Here is a 15,834-nt window from a genome sequence, read left to right on the forward strand (position 1 = left end):
CAGCCAGGGCCCAAGTGTGGTGCTCCATTCGTAGCGCATTTCTAGCTCAACCTTAAATTGTGGGCACCGACCAGGCGGTCGTACACCCAGTACAAAATCACGATAACGGCCAGCAGCAAAGTGCCTAGTGCGGCCGCCAGCCCCCAGTTGTTCGACCTTTGCATATGAAACGCAATGATGTTCGAGATCATCTGTCCGTCGGTGCCCCCGACCAGGGCGGGAATAATGTAGTAGCCGATCGAGATGATGAAGACCAGCAGGGCACCGGCACTCAGCCCGGGCAGGCTTAGGGGAAGAAACACGCGCCAAAACGCCGACCAGGGTGTGCTGCCCAACGATTGGGCGGCGCGAGCGAGGCTGGGGTCGATGCCGCGCATCACCGCGTACAAGGGCAAGACCATGAAAGGCAATAGTATGTGGGTCATGACAATGACCGTGGCCGGCCCGGTGTAAAGCAGTTCAAGCGGCTGATGGACAAGACCCAAAGAAACCAAAACGGAGTTGATCACGCCGTGGGGCTGCAGCAGGGCGATCCACGCTGTGGTTCTGGCCAGCAGCGACGTCCAGAACGGAAGCAGTACCAGGACCATTAACCCATTGGCCAACCGAACCGGGGCGCGGCTCAGGTAATAGGCCAGCGGGTAGCCTAAGGCGATGCACATCAGCGTAATGGCCAGCGCCATGCCCAAAGTGCGTGTATATAGCTGAATATAGATGCGGGCGGATTCGCGCGGAACGATCTCGCCCCTAGAATCGCGTTCCAGATCGAGGGCCGTTAAATAATGGGTCAGCGTATGCACCTGGCCCACTCGCCTTATGGCTTGCCAAAGCTCGGGCTGGTCCCAGCGGCTATCGGTTTGGCGCAGTAGGGTGGCGGCTTGCTCAAGCGATTGATCGTCGGGCATTTGCCGCAATCGACGCGCCGACGCGTTGATCAGGCTCGAGGCGCCCGGGTGTGCCTGGTTGACGGCAGCGGCCAGTATGCCGGCCTTGCGCTCGGTCGACAGGCGCTTGAGCTCGACTGCCATTGACGAGTACGTATCGATCGAGGGAAGCGGCTCTTCACCCCATTCAGACAACTGCGCAAGCGTGTCGGGAATCAGTTCAACCAGGGTAGGGTTGTAGACGCTGCGATACAGCATGCCGGCAATGGGCGCCACAAAAGCCAGCAGCAAAAAGGCCAGCAGGGGCGCCACCAGCAACAAGGCGCTGCGCCGGCGCCGGCGCAACGCCTTGCGCTCGGCTCGAAATTCTTCGTCGCCTACTTCAGCAACCATTCGTTGAATTTCTCGCTTAAGGTCTCGCCGTAATCGGCCCAGAATACCGGGTCGACCTGTACTCCCTCATCCATGTGGGCGCTGGGCAGGTGATCGACGACCGATTTGTCGACCAAGGCCAAAGACGATTTGCGGGGTGGGCCATACGCCACATCCTGAAAGCCCGCCAGCGCTTTGGTGCTGGTCGTGAAGGCAATAAATTCAAGCGCTTGGTCAATCTTGGGCGTGCCTTTGACGATGGTCCACGCACCCAGGTCGTACATATTGCCATCCCACACAATGGTAAAGGGCTTGTCTTCGTTGCGTATGGCATCGAAGATGCGACCGTTGGCCACCTGCACCATGACCACGCCGCCGTCGTTGAGCATTTGTGGGGCCTGCGACCAACTGTCGTACCAGATCACGTCGTTCTTGATGGTGTTCAGTTTGGCAAACGCGCGCGCCTGCCCTTCGGGGGTCGCCAGCACCTGATACAGGTCTTTGTCGGGCACCCCGTCGGCCATCAAGGCCCACTCAAGAACAAACTGCGGGCGTTTGCGCAGGCCGCGTTTGCCTGGAAATTTCTGCACATCAAAAAAATCTTCGACCGTGGTGGGACGGTCCTTTCCGATGGTTTTGTCGTTGTAAGCATAGATGGTGCTGTAGACGATCTCGGCTACAGCGCATTCGCTTGCAAGCGCTTCAGGAATAAAGTCTTGTTCGGCCGGTGTGCCGTCGTCGCCCCGCAGAAGAATGTCGCGCGGAATGATTTCGAGCAGGCCTTCCGAGCATGCTCGCTCAAGGTCGATGGTTTCCATGTCGACCACGTCCCACTGAATATTGCCAGACTGCACCTGAGCCTTCATTTCGGCAATGCCGCCGGTGTAGTTCTCAAAAATGACGCGCTTGCCGGTTTCAGCGATATAGGGGTCGATCTGATGCTTCTTTTGTGCGGCACCGTATGCGCCGCCAAAAGACACGACCGTCAAGGCTTCTTGGGCTACAGCGGTTGCGCCGATGCCGAGGGAAAGCAGCGCACCGGCCAGCAGGGGAAGGGCGGATTTTCTCATGGGGTGTCTCCTTGGTGGGTCGGTTCAACGGGTTCAAAGGCAAAGCTGTCGTCGGCCATCCAGCCCAAAGCGGCTTGCTGCCCTTCGTGCAGCATCGGCGCGTGTACATCGTTCAGCAACTTCACCACCGCGCGCTCGCCGCCCTCAAGCTGAAAGTAGTAACGGATGAAGTCGCCCACGTAATGCCGGGCGATGAAGTCGGCCGCAACCTGATTGTCGAAGGTTTGACCTGGCTGGACTATGGCGAGTTTCTCGGGGCGGATGGACACCTGGCATTGGCGGGTGGTAGCGGTGCAATTGCCGTTGCGAGCCCGCAGCGGCGTACCGTCGGGCAGGGCAGACGTGACCATGCCGTTCGCGGTCACACAAGCCTGCCGGGCCATGATCAGGTTGTTTTCACCGATGAAGCCCGCCACGAATGCATTGGCGGGCTGCTCGTACAGTGCGTCGGGCGGCGCGAATTGCTGAACCTTGCCGGCATTGAAGACGGCAATTCGGCTGGACATGGTCAAGGCTTCGGTCTGGTCGTGGGTGACATAGATAACCGTGAAGCCCAGACGTTGGTGCAGACGCGTGATTTCGAACTGCATTTGTTCGCGCAGTTTTTTGTCGAGTGCGCCCAGTGGTTCGTCCATCAAGACCAGACTGGGTTCGAAAATCAAGGCCCGGGCCAGAGCCACGCGCTGGCGCTGACCACCCGAGAGTTGAGCCGGATGCCGACAGCCGAACCGGCTCAGGTCGATGAGTTCGAGGTATTCATTGACGCGTTCAGTGATCTGCTGTTTGGGCAAGCGCCTGACCTTAAGCGGGTAAGCCAGGTTTTCGGCGACGGTCATGTGCGGAAACAAGGCGTAGTTCTGGAACACCATGCCGATGTTGCGCCGATGGGGTGCGGTACGTGTAATCGGTTTATCGTTGATGGTGATAAGGCCGCTGCTTACATGCTCGAAGCCGGCCAGCATCATCAAGACTGTAGTTTTTCCCGACCCTGAGGGGCCAAGCAAGGTTACAAACTCGCCCTTGTCGACAGATAGATTGAAGTCGTCGACCACTGCGGTTTTTTGATCGTAGGTTTTTCGGACATGGGAAAACTTGAGGAATGCATCTTTGCTGTTTGACATCAGTTGTCCTGTTGACGGCTGCGGCCGGAGATCGTGGAATGGACCCTGCGCGTCATTGGCTTTTTGGAGGATAGCAATTTAGTTTCTGTGGCGAAAGCGGTGGTTTACCCCGATAAACGGTGGGGTTTAAACAACAGGCCGGCGCATACAGGACCGATTCCTGGCTGAACCATGGCGTTTGCGCAAAGATAAAGCAGGTTAAGTGTTACAATGGTTGGATGATGAACAAGGGTCCGCAAACCATGCCCAATCTACCCGACCGAACTACGACCACGGCTTATTAGTCGTTGCCGCGTATCGATCACCAGCAGACCCTAGCAGTGCATTTCTACAGAACGCGGCATAAGCCGCGTTTTTTGTGTTTTACTCAGGACAATTTATGCTTCAGATCACCCTGCCCGACGGTTCCAGCCGAGAGTTTCCCGGCCCGGTGTCCGTGTATGACGTAGCAAGCTCCATCGGAGCAGGGCTGGGGCGGGCTGCGCTTGCCGGGCGCATCACGTTGCCCGGGCAAGAGCCCAAGTTGGTCGATACCAGCCATGTCATTGAGCAAAATGCCGAACTTGCCATTATTACCGCCAAAGATTCCGAAGGGCTCGACCTTATTCGCCACTCAACGGCGCACTTGCTGGCCTATGCGGTAAAAGAGCTCTTCCCGGAAGCCCAGGTTACGATCGGCCCGGTTATCGAAAACGGCTTTTATTACGACTTTTCATACAAGCGCCCGTTCACGCCGGAGGACCTTGAGGCCATCGAGAAAAAAATGGCAGAACTGGCCCGCAAGGACGAAGTCGTCACGCGCGAAGAATGGCTGCGCGACGATGCAGTCGAGTTCTTCAAGAGTATTGGCGAAACCTACAAAGCTCAGATCATCGCCTCGATTCCCTCCAACGAGCCCATCAGCCTGTATCGCGAAGGCGATTTCATCGACCTGTGCCGTGGACCTCACGTGCCTTCAACCGGCAAGTTAAAGGTTTTCAAGCTGATGAAGGTGGCCGGTGCGTATTGGCGCGGCGACAGCAACAACGAGATGTTGCAGCGCATCTACGGTACGGCCTGGGCCACCAAAGAAGACCAGGCAGCTTATCTGACCATGCTCGAAGAGGCCGAAAAACGCGACCATCGCAAGCTGGGGCGAGAGCTGGACCTGTTCCATTTCCAGGACGAAGCCCCTGGCCTGATTTTTTGGCACCCCAAGGGCTGGACCCTATGGCAGCAGGTCGAGCAGTATATGCGCGGCGTGTATCGCGACAATGGTTACCAAGAGATCAAGGCGCCGCAGATTCTTGATCTTTCGCTGTGGAAAAAACCGGCCACTGGGACAACTACGCCGAGAACATCTTTACCACCGAGTCCGAAAGCCGCACCTACGGCCTTAAGCCCATGAACTGCCCGGGTCATGTGCAGATCTTCAACGCCCACCTGCATTCCTACCGCGAATTGCCCATACGCTATGGCGAGTTCGGGCAATGTCATCGCAACGAGCCCTCGGGTTCTTTGCACGGCATGATGCGGGTGCGGGGCTTTACGCAAGACGACGGCCATATTTTTTGTACCGAAGACCAGTTGCAAGATGAATGCGCCGCGTTTACCGAGCTGCTGCAAAAGGTCTACGCCGATTTTGCATTTACCGATATCTTGTACAAGGTAGCCACGCGGCCCGAAAAGCGCATCGGATCGGACGAAGTCTGGGACAAAGCCGAACAGGCGCTTATCGAAAGCCTTAACCGCACTGGTTGTGAGTTCGAGATTTCTGAAGGCGAGGGCGCCTTTTACGGCCCCAAGATCGAATACACCCTGAAAGACGCTATTGGCCGTCATTGGCAGTGCGGCACCATTCAGGTCGATTTTTCCATGCCTCAGCGACTGGGCGCAGAATATGTCGATGCAAACGACCAGCGCAAGACGCCGGTCATGTTGCACCGTGCGATACTGGGTTCGTTCGAGCGTTTCATCGGTATTCTCATCGAGAACTATGCCGGAGCCTTGCCCCCCTGGCTTGCGCCCGAGCAAGTGGTGGTGTGTTGTATTTCCGAGCATTTTGCCGACTACGCGGCCGATATCGCGCGAGCCCTGAAAAAACAAGGGCTTAGGGCAAGTGCAGATTTGCGCGGCGAAAAGATCACCCGTAAAATCAGGGAACACAGCATGCAGAAAGTTCCCTACATCTTGGTGGTGGGCGAGAAAGAGCGCGATTCCGGCACCGTTGCGGTGCGTGTTCGCGGTGGCGCCGACCTGGGCAGCATGCCTTTGGCACAATTTTCGCAACGTCTTGAAGAAGACATTGCTACCCGGCGTAACGTCGGAGCGGTTTAAGGCCGCCATTCCCTATCAATTCTAGGAGTCGTAGATATCGCAACCGAAAAACCACATCGCATCAACGGTGAAATTCGTATCCCCGAGGTGCGTCTTATTGGCGTAGACGGCGAGCAACTGGGCATTGTCAAAACCCCCGACGCTCTTCGTCTTTCCGAAGAACATGAAGTAGACCTGGTCGAGATCGCGCCCAACGCCGACCCCCCGGTTTGCCGCCTCATGGACTACGGCAAGTTCAAGTACCAAGAGCAAAAGCGCCAGGCCGAAGCCCGTGCCAAGCAGAAAGTCATCCAGGTCAAAGAGGTCAAATTTCGACCCGGCACCGACGAGGGCGACTATCAGGTCAAGCTTCGCAACTTGCGCCGCTTCATCGAAGAGGGCGACAAGGCCAAGGTTACTTTGCGCTTTCGTGGTCGCGAAATGGCTCACCAAGAACTCGGCATGCGTGTGCTCGAACGCGTACGCGACGATCTCGGTGAACTGATCCAGGTCGAAGCCATGCCCAAGCTCGAGGGCCGCCAGATGGTCATGGTGCTGGCACCGCGCAAAAAAGCGGTCGGCAAGCAAGGCGACTCCGCCTCCTGATTCACACTAGCGCACTCACCGCCGCGCAAGCGGGCGGTGAGTGCGCACGCAGGGCCTTTTTATGCACGTATTGTTTGTTATCGATCCTTTGCCTTCCCTGAAGGCATACAAAGACTCATCCGTGGCAATGATGCGTGCCCTGACTGCCAAGGGCCACACGCTGAGTGTGGCGTTGCAGGGCGATCTGTACATCGAGGGCGGGGTGGTCAAGGCCCAAAGCCGCGCCATCCAGCTTGTTGAAAACGCCGATCTCCAGCAATCGCACTGGTGGACCGAAGGTGCTCAGGATGACGGCCCCTTGAACGGCTTTGATGCGGTGCTGATGCGCAAAGACCCGCCGTTCGACATGGAGTATTTTTATTCCACCCACCTTTTCGAGTATGCGCAAAGGCAGGGCGCCCGCGTCTTCAACTCGGGTAATGCCATACGCAACCATCCCGAAAAACTGGCTATCACCGAGTTCCCTCAATTTACCTCGCCCACCCTGGTCACGCGCGACATGGATCGCCTGCGTGCCTTCCACGCACAGCATCAAGACGTCATCGTCAAGCCTCTGGACGGCATGGGCGGGATGGGAATTTTTCGCTTGCAAAACGGCGAGCCCAATCTGGGCGCCATCCTGGAAACGCTGACCGACAACGGGCAGCGCACCATCATGGCCCAGCGGTATATTCCTGAAATCGTGGCGGGCGACAAACGCATACTCATCATCGGCGGCGAGCCCGTGCCGTACGCCTTGGCGCGTATTCCGCTGGCAGGCGAAACCCGTGGCAATCTGGCGGCGGGCGGTCGTGGTGTCGCGCAGCCCTTATCGGCGCGCGACTACGAAATTGCCCATGCAATTGGGCCGCGCCTGGCCGAGCGTGGTCTGCTTCTGGTGGGCCTGGACGTGATCGGCGACTATCTGACTGAAATCAACGTCACCAGCCCCACCTGCTTTGTCGAAATTACCGAGCAAACAGATTTTGACGTGGCCCAGACGTTTGCCGTGGCGCTTGAACGGGCGGTAGGCGCCTGATATGGCACGCCTGGCTCTCGTCATGCACGAGCCTCTTGGCAGCGCTTTCGTCGACTGCGCCGCCCATATTCTGGGTCATGAGCTCGACATATTGGTGTTTGACGTTAAAGCCGACGACCCGCCTGACGAATCAGCGCAGCGGCTTGAGCGTTTGCTGGAAGCCCGCTCGGGCGACGGAATTTTGATTCTTTGTGATATTTATGGTGCCACGCCCTTTAATATTGCCAGTCGGGTCGTTCGCAACCTGACTGCGCGCGGTACCGACGTTGCCCTGGTTACCGGGACCAATCTATGCATGGTGCTCAAGGCGCTTACCGACAACCACGAAAACCCCGAGGCGCTGAGCGAGAAGGTCCGCGAAGGAGCTCTCAAGGGTATTGTGCGCGCCGACTGCTTCTCTTGACACTGCGTACTCGTCACCAGCCACTCAAACATACCGATCAGAACATACATGCCTGCAGTTGATATCGTCATTACTAATAAATTGGGGCTGCATGCGCGTGCAGCGGCAAAGCTTACCCAGTTGGCTTCCAGCTTCAGCGAATGCGAGATCTTCATCGCGCGTAAAGGCAAGCGAGTCAATGCAAAAAGCATAATGGGTGTGATGATGTTGGCGGCGGGCCTGGGCGTAACGGTAACCGTCGATGCCGAAGGTCCGGACGCCGCCCAAGCCCTGACTGATATACAGGCCTTGTTTGCCGATAAGTTTGGCGAGCACGAGTAAGCCTCTCCATGGCAACATAACACTCATGACCTCTATCTTCCAGCCTGCCTCCGCCGCACCAAACGCGATGTTTTGCATGCGTGGCCAGGGCGTGGTCAAAGGGTATGCCATCGGCAGGGCGGCGGTCATGGGGGCTGCGGCGCTCGAGGTCGCCCACTACCGAATTCAGCTCGAAGACGTGGCCGAAGAGTGTCGCCGGCTCATCGATGCCCTGGCTTCAACACGCGACGAGCTTCAAGGCATTGTGAACAATCTGCCGGCTGACGCACCGCGGGAAATGGCGGCGCTGCTTACCGTGCACACCATGTTGCTTGATGATCCCATGCTGGGGCAACAAGCGTGCAACCTGATTGCCGAGCGGCAGTACAACGCCGAATGGGCACTGACGACGCAAGGCCAGATGCTGGCTGAGCAGTTTGCCGCCATGGAGGATGAATACCTGCGCGAGCGTGCCGCCGATATAAGGCAGGTCATCGAACGCGTACTGCGGGTCTTGTCGGGTAGCCCCACGCTGCTTCCGCAAATCGAAGCGGGACAAAACGACGAAACGCTGATTGTCGTCGCGCGCGATATCTCGCCTGCCGACATGCTGCGTTTGCGCGGCGCTCGATTTGGTGCGTTCCTTACCGACCTGGGCGGCCCAACATCGCACACGGCGATTGTCGCCCGCAGCATGAACGTTCCGGCGGTTGTGGGCATTGGCAATATCCGCGCCCTGGTGCGTGACGGCGATTTGCTGATCGTCGATGGCATGACCGGTTCGGTCATTGTGAACCCGCCCGATTTTGTGCTGCACGAGTACACGCGGCGGCAAAGCGCGTATGCCGATGCCCGGGCGCAGCTGAGCCTTTTGCGTGACGCCGATGCCATGACGCTTGATGGCATCAAAGTCAAGCTCGAAGCCAATATCGAGCTGCCTGAAGAAGCAGAAGTGGCCATGCAGGCCGGTGCCGATGGCATCGGCTTGTTTCGTAGTGAATTTCTATTTATTGGTCGCGCCAACCTGCCTGACGAAGAAGAGCAGTATCAGGCCTATGCGTCGGTGGTGCGCACCATGCAGGGCAGGCCGGTCACGATACGCACGCTTGATATCGGTGCCGACAAGACGCTGGACGGCGACGATGCTGTAGCAACCAACCCTGCTTTGGGCTTGCGGGCAATACGGTATTGCCTGGCCAACCCTGAAATATTCGCCACCCAGCTCCGTGCCTTGCTGCGTGCAGCAGTACATGGCCCAGTTCGCATTCTGGTGCCTATGATCTCGCATATGCACGAAGTGCGCGCTGTTAAAAACGCCATATCAGCGGCGGGTCACGAACTGGAGCAGCGCGGTGTACCTTATGGCAAGAATATTGCCCTTGGCGCCATGGTTGAGATTCCGGCCATGGCTATTGCCATCGAGCCCTTTGTCGAAGCGCTTGATTTCCTTTCCATCGGCACCAACGATCTGATCCAGTACACCCTGGCCATCGATCGCGGCGACAGCGATGTGGCTGACCTGTACGACCCTGTGCATCCGGCCGTGTTACGGCTTATTTCGCATACCATCAATGCGGCCGAGCGGGGGGGCAAGTCGGTGGCCGTGTGCGGCGAGATGGCCGGTGATGCCACGATGACCCGCATGCTGCTTGGCCTGGGGCTCAAAGAGTTTTCCATGCACCCACAGCAATTGCTTGATGTTAAAAAAGAAATTCGTCTGGCGCATTCCAATGCGCTCCGAGTCAAGGTGGCCTCGGCCCTGAACCGCGCCGAGCGCATAGACCTGGCCTCACTCGAAGGCTGAACGGCGGAAACCAGGGCGCAGCTGCTGCGCCCTGGCTCATGCACCCCGTGTTCAACGTTGGTACGCGCTTTCTCCGTGCTCGTGTATGTCCAGCCCTTGGCGCTCTGATTCTTTGCTGACGCGCAGCCCGCACACCCGGTCGGCCACCAGGAACGCCAGCCATGAGACTACGCCGCACCATACGATGGTTATCAGAATGCCTTCGGCTTGTATCCACATTTGAAACGGTACGTCGCTGAATGACGCCAGCCCGGGGCCGCCCAAGGCTTGTGCATTGAACAAGCCGGTCAGCAGGGCGCCCACAATGCCTCCGACGCCATGAATACCGAACACATCCAGCGCATCGTCAGCGCGCAGCAGGCGTTTCAGGCCATTTACCCCCCAGACGCAGGCGGCGCCGGTTATCGCGCCGATGACCAAGGCTCCGCCGGGGCCCACTAAACCAGCGGCCGGAGTGATTCCCACCAAGCCGGCCACCGCGCCCGACACTGCGCCCAGCAGTGAAGGTCGGCCTTTGGACAGCCATTCAGTGGCAAGCCAGGCCAGCACCGCCCCGGATGTAGCCAGCATGGTATTGAAAAAGGCAAGGGCGGCGACCTCGTTGGCACCCAGAGCCGAACCGGCGTTGAAGCCGAACCAGCCTACCCAAAGCAGGGCGGCGCCGATCATGGTCAAGGGCAAATTGTGCGGCGGCATGGCCTCCTGCCCGTGGCCCAGTCGGCTGCCAATAAAATATGCGCCGACGAGGCCGGCGACCCCGGCATTGATGTGTACGACGGTGCCACCGGCGAAATCCAGCGCTCCGCGCTCGAACAGCCATCCACCCGGCGCCCACACCATATGCGCTATGGGCAGATAGGCAAACGTCATCCACAATGCGGTGAACAGCAGCATGGCGCCGAATCGCGCTCGCTCGGCGACCCCGCCCACGATCAGGGCGCAGGTAATACCGGCAAACGTGGCCTGAAACGCCGCAAAACTAATTTCGGGTATGGAGCCTGCCAATTCGAGCTTCATGGTGTCCAACTGAAGCATGCCGCTGAACAGCAATCGCGAGAAACCGCCTGTTAATGCATTGCTTTCGGTAAAAGCAAGTGAATAGCCGTACACGAACCAGATGACGACGGCCAGGCAAAATACGCTCAATACTTGCGACAGCACCGAGAGTACATTCTTGGCTCGCACCAGGCCGCCGTAGAACAGCGCCAGGCCCGGCACGACCATGAGCAGGACAAGCAAAGTAGAGACACTCACCCAGACAAAATCCGCTTTATCCATTTTCTTGCTCCTATAGGGCGTTTTCGTCGTGTTCGCCGGTGCGGATACGCACGGCCTGTTCCAAAGGGGTGACAAAGATCTTGCCGTCGCCGATCTTGCCGGTATGTGCAGCGGTGCATAGCGTTTCCAGGGCCTGTTCCAGCATCGCCTCGGAAACCGCCATGTCGATCCGCAACTTGGGCAGAAAATCAACGGTGTACTCGGCGCCTCGGTACAGCTCGGTATGGCCTTTCTGCCGGCCAAAGCCTTTGACCTCGCTGACGGTCATGCCCTGAACGCCTATGGCAGCCAGAGCTTCGCGTACCTCGTCCAGTTTGAACGGCTTGATGATTGCGGTGATGAGTTTCATTTGAAACGTTCCTTTCTGAAGGGTTCACTGCATATCACGCAACATGCGTGCCAGTTTTTCTTCAGGTTTGGAGGTGGCAGAGACCGTGTTCGGGCGCGCGGACAGCGGTTGCTGCCTCTATTTGGTGCGGCGCGCTGTATTAAGGTGCATTCGTTAGCGCGCCACGATTCATGTACCGCGCTGTTGTAACAATAGGTGCTACACAGCCGACTTTTGTGTCGCCATGTACAGCACCGCCCGCAGGGCAAAGCGTCGCAGAAGACCGGTTCAAGCGGCTTACAGGAAAAAGCCAGGATCCTTTCGCCGTGTTTGCTGTAATCACGATTTACACTAGCTTTAGGTGGTTTCCCAAGTGGGTGGCTAGACTTGTAACCAAGCCAGTTGTCACAAGCTCGCTACTGAACCGCTAGTCGCACCGGGCTCAGTCTTAAGTTTTTCGCGACTTTGGACCAAGTGAGGAAATCATGAGAAACACACGTACCTATTTCGCTATTGCGGCTGTGGCCGCCTCCGTCAGCCTGTTGGCGGCATGCTCAAAAGAGGATGACACCGCGCCCATGCCTGATCCTGCAGTTCCCCCCGCTGCAGCTCCGGCAGATCCCGTGACACCAGCCGATCCCACTCCCGGTACCGGTGCGCCGACTACGCCGCCTCCCAGCAGCTCCATGAGCGATGCCCGTGAATCGGCTTCGGCTGCGGTGGGCAATACAAGCAATGCGTTGAGTTCGACCGGTGATGCCATTGCCGCCAAGGCCGGCGAGCTCAAGGACGACGCAGCTGATGCGGCCGAACGCGCCCGCCAGGCGATCGCGGATGGCGCCGCCAAGGCTGACGCGGCCATACAGGAAAAGGTCGGAGATGGTTCCACCCGCAGATAAGCGGATCGGCGCTTGAACAGCAAAGCAATGGGCTACGGCTGAACACCAGCCTTGAGAAGCTTCAAGGTTTTCAAGGTGATTCAGCTGTAGTCCGTTTAAACTAGGAAGCATCCAAGTTTTTACTTTTCTGCTGGAGCCCACCATGACCAACCGAAGCGACATGTTCGAAGAATTTCAAAAGAACATTTCTGATCTGTTTAAAAAAAGCCCCGCGGCCGACATCGAGCGCAATGTCAAGGCCATGATGGCACAAACGTTCTCGCGGCTTGACCTGATCACGCGAGAAGAGTTTGATACCCAGTCTGAACTGCTTGAACGCGCGCTGGCCCGTATTGCCGTACTCGAAACCAAGGTTCAGGCGCTGGAGTCTGCTGCCGCCCTGGGCGCTTCGCCCGATCAATAAGCAGCCTGCGGCAGCTTGCCGAGGAACGGTACCTGCCCCAACGGACAAAATCATCTTTTGGGGTGCTGCGGCACCCCTTGTTTAGTCCATACTTTCCCGCATTGTCTTTGCTGCGGGGTGTGTGCTCATGTCGCTTGCAGTGCTGGCCAGCCAGGCGCTATGCGGATTGCAGGGGTTTGCCGTGCGCGTCGAGGTACACGTGGGGCCCGGCTTACCCGCGTTCAGCCTGGTGGGGCTGCCCGATACCGGTGTGCGCGAAAGCCGCGAACGCGTCCGTTCAGCCATCATTAGCAGCGGGTACGAGTTCCCTTCCGGCCGCATCACCGTCAACCTGGCTCCCGCCGATCTGCCTAAAGAATCCGGGCGCTTTGATCTGGCCATTGCATTGGGCGTACTGGCGGCGTCGGGCCAGTTGGCGATACCGAGCAAAGAGGGCGGCCCGGCAGACGCGCCGCCCGATTTCTGTGATTATGTGTTTGCGGGCGAGCTTTCCCTGACTGGCGCGGTCGTTCCCGTGGCGGCACCGCTGGCTATTGCCTTGTCGGTTGCGCGCGATGCGCCCGAGGCTGCGCTCATTTTGCCCGCGGGCTGTGCAGGCCTGGCAGCCCATGTGCCCGGCTTGAAAGTGCTTGCAGCCGGAAGCCTGCGCGAGGTGGTTGATCATTTTTGTGCTGGCAGCCAGCTGGCGCCGGCGCAGGCCGCTGCGCGAAGCGTGGTCAGACAGGCTTTGTCGTGCATGTCCGATGTGCGCGGCCAGGCCGACGCCCGACGGGCGCTGGAAATCGCGGCGGGTGGCGGGCATAGTTTGCTGATGTCAGGCCCTCCGGGGGCCGGCAAGAGCATGTTGGCGCATCGGTTGCCCGGCCTGCTGCCTGCGCTTAGCGGACAACATGCGCTCGAGGTGGCGGCGGTAGCCGGCCTAAGCGGAAAAGAACCCGTGTTCAGTACGCTGGCACCATTCAGGGCGCCGCATCATTCAGCTTCCGCACCGGCCTTGGTGGGCGGCGGTGTACGGCCCAAGCCCGGCGAGATCAGCCTTGCCCATCACGGCGTTCTATTTCTTGATGAGCTTCCCGAGTTTCAGCGCAGTGTATTGGAATCGTTGCGCGAACCCCTTGAGACGGGCTGCGTGTCGATCGCTCGAGCCAGTCTCACATTGACGTTTCCTGCCGACTTCCAGTTAATTGCCGCCATGAACCCTTGCCCCTGCGGCTGGCTGGGGCACGCGCGTATGCGCTGCGGCTGTACGCCCGACCGTATCGACAAGTACCGTGCGCGGCTATCGGGGCCTTTGCTCGATCGAATTGATCTTCAGATCAGTCTCCCTGCAGCCGAGCCCACCTGGCTCGACGAGACACGGGGCGAGGCATCAGAATCCATCCGGCGCCGCGTCCAGAAGTGCCGCGAAAAGCAATGGGAGCGACAGGCCGGCCTGAACGCAAGGCTGGACGTTCAAGGCATAGAACGCCATTGCATCTTGAACCAGACTGCTCGTGCTCTGATGCACGAGGCCATGCGCCGGTGGAGCTGGTCGGCACGTGTGGTGCATCGAGTCTTGCGTGTGGCGCGCACCTTGGCCGATATGTCAGAAAGCGACGACATCGACGTTGTCCATCTGGCAGAAGCCGCCCGTTATCGTCAGCCGTGGGCGGAAAACAGAAACGGCGGCCCCCGGCCGCCGCTCTGAGCGATAAGAACGCCGCTAAGGCCCGACGACAGGATCCAGAGCAAGCGGTACCGAATGGCGTTTGCGGGCCATGGCGGCCATGCAAAGCGCAGCAATGACCGAAGGAATACTCACCACGAGGAAAATGGCGGAGATATCCCAGCCCAGGGCCAGCATCCAGCCTCCGGCCAGAGAGCCCAAAATTGAGCCGATTCGGCCGATGCCCAGCGACCAGCTCACGCCGGTAGCACGAGAACCCGTCGGGTAGAACGCCGCAGCCAGCGCATTGGTGCCCACCTGACCGCCCGAAACGCAGAATCCGGCACCGAACACGGCTAGTACCAACATGCCCGTGCCGCCGGAACTGTTGCCGATCAAGAAGGTAAAGGCGGCCCCCACGAGGTAGGTGATTCCCAGCACGAACTGCGGCTTGTAGCTGTCCATCAGACGACCCAGAATAATGGCGCCCACCGTGCCGCCGATCTGGAACATGGCTGTTACCAACGAAGCGTTCTTAAGCGACATGCCGGTATTGTTGATCACAGTGGGTAACCAGCTTGAGAGTAGGTAAATGACCAGCAAGGTCATGAATACGGTGACCCATAAGGCGACCGTGCCAAAGCGAAGGTCGGGGGCAAACAGCTGCTTGACCGGGGAACCAGCGGCGCATTTTTCCGACACGATGAATCGTACGCCCTTCAGGTTTTCGTTTGGTGCGACGCGCTGCATCAGTTTGCGAACCTGATCGTCGTAGCCGCCTTTCAGGGCCAAGTAGCGTGGCGATTCGGGTTGAATCAAGGCAATGACAGGAACCAGCGCAATGGGCAGCACACCGCCGGCAATCAGTACCCAATGCCAGCCGAAGCTTTCAACAATATGTGCCGCGGCAATGCCGCCCGCCGCCGAACCTAGAGTAAAACCGCAGAACATGGTGGTGACCAACACTGAACGATGGCGCTGCGGCGAATACTCAGAACTAAGTGTGATCGCGTTGGGCATGGCTCCGCCCAGGCCCAGGCCGGTCAGGAAACGCAGGGCGATCAGCATTTCAACCGAAGTCGACCATGCCGAGATCAGGGTCATCAGGCCAAAGAAAAACACGCTGAGCATCAAGATGGCCTTGCGCCCGTAACGGTCGGCAAGGGGACCGAATATAAGCGATCCGGCCATCAGGCCGAAAAGACCGGCGCCAAACACAGGAGCCAGATGGGCGGCGTCAAGGCCCCATTCGGCCCGGATGGCTGGCGCTATGAATCCGATGGCGGCGGTGTCGAAGCCGTCAACGGCGACAATAAAGAAGCACAGGACGAGTGTCAGAATTTGAACGCCCGACAGCTTCTGCTTGTCCAGAAACTGCTGGACATCGATAGATTTTGAGACAGACATG

The 15,834-nt window shown here is 58.6% G+C and carries 14 protein-coding genes and 1 pseudogene; 9 read left to right on the forward strand and 6 right to left on the reverse strand.

What is annotated here, in order from left to right; genetic code table 11:
• Positions 1–41: 41 nt before the first annotated feature.
• The 3 genes from VL003_RS10960 to VL003_RS10970 are packed head-to-tail and all read right to left on the reverse strand — an operon-like array spanning position 42 to position 3,447.
• Positions 42–1,277: an ABC transporter permease gene (locus VL003_RS10960; protein ID WP_325442392.1), complete on the reverse strand. Its 1,236-nt coding sequence runs from the start codon at positions 1,275–1,277 to the stop codon at positions 42–44.
• Positions 1,262–2,326: an ABC transporter substrate-binding protein gene (locus VL003_RS10965; RefSeq protein WP_325442394.1), complete on the reverse strand. Its 1,065-nt coding sequence runs from the start codon at positions 2,324–2,326 to the stop codon at positions 1,262–1,264. The genes VL003_RS10960 and VL003_RS10965 overlap by 16 nt, the downstream gene beginning before the upstream one ends.
• Complete coding sequence (locus VL003_RS10970) at positions 2,323–3,447, reverse strand: ABC transporter ATP-binding protein (RefSeq protein ID WP_325442396.1); 1,125 nt, start codon at positions 3,445–3,447, stop codon at positions 2,323–2,325. Before VL003_RS10970 ends, VL003_RS10965 begins: the two co-directional genes overlap by 4 nt.
• A 379-nt stretch (positions 3,448–3,826) precedes the next feature.
• On the opposite strand from VL003_RS10970, the pseudogene thrS reads away from it, so the two are divergent.
• The 6 genes and pseudogenes from thrS to ptsP all read left to right on the forward strand — a co-directional run bounded on the left by thrS (position 3,827) and on the right by ptsP (position 9,873).
• A pseudogene (thrS, locus tag VL003_RS10975) lies at positions 3,827–5,763 on the forward strand (threonine--tRNA ligase).
• 18 nt (positions 5,764–5,781) lie between these two features.
• A complete protein-coding gene (infC, locus tag VL003_RS10980) occupies positions 5,782–6,348 on the forward strand; it encodes a translation initiation factor IF-3 (RefSeq protein ID WP_325442441.1) in 567 nt (188 codons plus the stop codon).
• Between the two features lie 61 nt (positions 6,349–6,409).
• Positions 6,410–7,366, forward strand: a complete 957-nt coding sequence (gene gshB / locus VL003_RS10985; RefSeq protein ID WP_325442398.1) for a glutathione synthase — start codon at positions 6,410–6,412, stop codon at positions 7,364–7,366.
• A gap of 1 nt (position 7,367) precedes the next feature.
• The gene (locus VL003_RS10990) at positions 7,368–7,769 is read left to right on the forward strand and encodes a PTS sugar transporter subunit IIA (protein WP_325442400.1); all 402 of its coding nucleotides are present in this window, start codon (positions 7,368–7,370) and stop codon (positions 7,767–7,769) included.
• 48 nt (positions 7,770–7,817) lie between these two features.
• Positions 7,818–8,090: an HPr family phosphocarrier protein gene (locus tag VL003_RS10995; RefSeq protein WP_325442402.1), complete on the forward strand. Its 273-nt coding sequence runs from the start codon at positions 7,818–7,820 to the stop codon at positions 8,088–8,090.
• Positions 8,091–8,115: 25 nt separating this feature from the next.
• On the forward strand, positions 8,116–9,873 hold the full coding sequence (gene ptsP, locus VL003_RS11000; protein ID WP_325442404.1) for a phosphoenolpyruvate--protein phosphotransferase: 1,758 nt from the start codon (positions 8,116–8,118) through the stop codon (positions 9,871–9,873).
• Between the two features lie 51 nt (positions 9,874–9,924).
• Here ptsP and VL003_RS11005 read toward each other — a convergent pair whose 3' ends face one another.
• Together VL003_RS11005 and VL003_RS11010 are read right to left on the reverse strand one after the other, a co-directional pair.
• The gene (locus VL003_RS11005) at positions 9,925–11,151 is read right to left on the reverse strand and encodes an ammonium transporter (RefSeq protein ID WP_325442406.1); all 1,227 of its coding nucleotides are present in this window, start codon (positions 11,149–11,151) and stop codon (positions 9,925–9,927) included.
• Between the two features lie 10 nt (positions 11,152–11,161).
• Complete coding sequence (locus VL003_RS11010) at positions 11,162–11,500, reverse strand: P-II family nitrogen regulator (protein ID WP_325442408.1); 339 nt, start codon at positions 11,498–11,500, stop codon at positions 11,162–11,164.
• A 464-nt stretch (positions 11,501–11,964) separates the two neighbouring features.
• On the opposite strand from VL003_RS11010, the gene VL003_RS11015 reads away from it, so the two are divergent.
• The 3 genes from VL003_RS11015 (at position 11,965) to VL003_RS11025 (ending at position 14,468) form a co-directional block, all read left to right on the forward strand.
• The gene (locus VL003_RS11015) at positions 11,965–12,378 is read left to right on the forward strand and encodes a hypothetical protein (RefSeq protein ID WP_325442410.1); all 414 of its coding nucleotides are present in this window, start codon (positions 11,965–11,967) and stop codon (positions 12,376–12,378) included.
• Positions 12,379–12,520: 142 nt separating this feature from the next.
• Positions 12,521–12,781 (forward strand): accessory factor UbiK family protein, encoded by a 261-nt coding sequence (locus tag VL003_RS11020; protein WP_325442412.1) that lies wholly within the window; start codon positions 12,521–12,523, stop codon positions 12,779–12,781.
• A gap of 127 nt (positions 12,782–12,908) precedes the next feature.
• On the forward strand, positions 12,909–14,468 hold the full coding sequence (locus tag VL003_RS11025; protein WP_325442414.1) for a YifB family Mg chelatase-like AAA ATPase: 1,560 nt from the start codon (positions 12,909–12,911) through the stop codon (positions 14,466–14,468).
• 15 nt (positions 14,469–14,483) lie between these two features.
• Here the strand turns inward: VL003_RS11025 and VL003_RS11030 are convergent, their stop codons facing one another.
• Entirely contained in the window at positions 14,484–15,833 is a 1,350-nt protein-coding gene (locus VL003_RS11030; RefSeq protein WP_325442416.1) for an MFS transporter, read from the reverse strand.
• Position 15,834: the final 1 nt, after the last annotated feature.

It is taken from the genome of Pusillimonas sp. (genome assembly GCF_035515275.1).
In the GTDB taxonomy this organism is placed as follows: domain Bacteria; phylum Pseudomonadota; class Gammaproteobacteria; order Burkholderiales; family Burkholderiaceae_B; genus Pusillimonas.

Bases quoted from the DNA above. Each gene is read 5' to 3' on its own strand.
- VL003_RS10960 (WP_325442392.1), bottom strand. From the start codon at position 1,277: ATGGTTGCTGAAGTAGGCGACGAAGAATTTCGAGCCGAGCGCAAGGCG.
- VL003_RS10965 (WP_325442394.1), bottom strand. From the start codon at position 2,326: ATGAGAAAATCCGCCCTTCCCCTGCTGGCCGGTGCGCTGCTTTCCCTC.
- VL003_RS10970 (WP_325442396.1), bottom strand. From the start codon at position 3,447: ATGTCAAACAGCAAAGATGCATTCCTCAAGTTTTCCCATGTCCGAAAA.
- gshB (WP_325442398.1), top strand. From the start codon at position 6,410: ATGCACGTATTGTTTGTTATCGATCCTTTGCCTTCCCTGAAGGCATAC.
- VL003_RS10990 (WP_325442400.1), top strand. From the start codon at position 7,368: ATGGCACGCCTGGCTCTCGTCATGCACGAGCCTCTTGGCAGCGCTTTC.
- VL003_RS10995 (WP_325442402.1), top strand. From the start codon at position 7,818: ATGCCTGCAGTTGATATCGTCATTACTAATAAATTGGGGCTGCATGCG.
- ptsP (WP_325442404.1), top strand. From the start codon at position 8,116: ATGACCTCTATCTTCCAGCCTGCCTCCGCCGCACCAAACGCGATGTTT.
- VL003_RS11005 (WP_325442406.1), bottom strand. From the start codon at position 11,151: ATGGATAAAGCGGATTTTGTCTGGGTGAGTGTCTCTACTTTGCTTGTC.
- VL003_RS11010 (WP_325442408.1), bottom strand. From the start codon at position 11,500: ATGAAACTCATCACCGCAATCATCAAGCCGTTCAAACTGGACGAGGTA.
- VL003_RS11015 (WP_325442410.1), top strand. From the start codon at position 11,965: ATGAGAAACACACGTACCTATTTCGCTATTGCGGCTGTGGCCGCCTCC.
- VL003_RS11020 (WP_325442412.1), top strand. From the start codon at position 12,521: ATGACCAACCGAAGCGACATGTTCGAAGAATTTCAAAAGAACATTTCT.
- VL003_RS11025 (WP_325442414.1), top strand. From the start codon at position 12,909: ATGTCGCTTGCAGTGCTGGCCAGCCAGGCGCTATGCGGATTGCAGGGG.
- VL003_RS11030 (WP_325442416.1), bottom strand. From the start codon at position 15,833: ATGTCTGTCTCAAAATCTATCGATGTCCAGCAGTTTCTGGACAAGCAG.